The following is a 1,067-nucleotide window of genomic DNA, read 5'->3' as shown; positions in this document are numbered from 1 at the left end:
GTAAATGAAGATAGTTCAATGCAATTGGATATCTTCAGTATGATCATAGGTAATGTCGACCCAGATAGCATTGTGAGCGTTATGTTTTCGCAAGTGCCAGACGGCGCAGTGTTTAGCCACGGTACGGTCAATGCTGATGATACAGTGACCGTATTGGCCGAGGATCTAGCAGCGCTGACGTTAACGCCTCCGTTGCATGACAGTACTAACTTCACGCTAGATGCTATGGTGACGCATCAGGAGGAAGATCCAGATAGTGGTGTGATTACAGAAGCAAGTAGCACCGCACAATATCATGTTTCAGTTATCCCAGTGGCGGATGTCCCAACGTTACAAGCGAACGACATTAGCGGAAACGAAGATGAACCGATTAGCCTGGATATAACGGCGGATCTTGTCGATCTAGATGGTTCTGAGTCGATTACTGCGGTGCGTTTCGAGGGTGTTCCGGAGGGCGCGCAGCTTTCAACGGGTGCCGATCAGGGTAGTGGTGTTTGGATCGTGAATATTGACGATTTAGCGAGTCTAACCATACAAGCACCGGCACATAGTAGTGATGATTTTATCTTGAGTGCGACGGCATTGGTGAATGATGTTGACCCTGAGTCAGGCCTCGTTAGCCAAGTGAGTGACACGATTAGTTTTAATGTAGAAGTGTTGCCCGTGTCAGAACAGGCTGTCGTAGTGGCATCAGCACGTGGAGATGAAGATACAGCGATCGCGTTAAATCTTGATATTAGTCAACCTGACGCGGATGGTTCGGAAAGCATCACAGACATTGTGATTAGTGGTGTGCCGGCTAATGCCTTGCTGTCTGCTGGCGTCATGGATGCGGATGGAAAATATCATTTAACGGTTGGAGAGTTAGCGGGATTAAGTTATACGCCTAGTCTCCATGATAGTCAGGATATCACCTTAACTGTTGAAGTGACGACCGAAGATGTTGACCCTGAGGGAGTGAGTCAGAGTGTCGAGATCAGTAGTCACCAAATTACGGTGCAGGTTGATGCTGTTGCGGATGCGCCAACCTTGGTGATGACCCCTGCGACAGGTGATGAAGATACGGC

1 protein-coding gene is annotated in these 1,067 nt (G+C 48.5%); it reads left to right on the top strand.

The features are described 5' to 3' along the window. Positions 1-39: 39 nt before the first annotated feature. A partial coding sequence (locus A3762_RS05745) for a hypothetical protein (protein WP_156493271.1) occupies positions 40-1,067 on the top strand: 1,028 nt, incomplete at its 3' end.

This window comes from Oleiphilus sp. HI0125, from assembly GCF_001635355.1.
The sequence above is the reverse complement of the archived record's forward strand: the minus strand, read 5'-3'. Positions and strand labels throughout refer to the sequence as shown.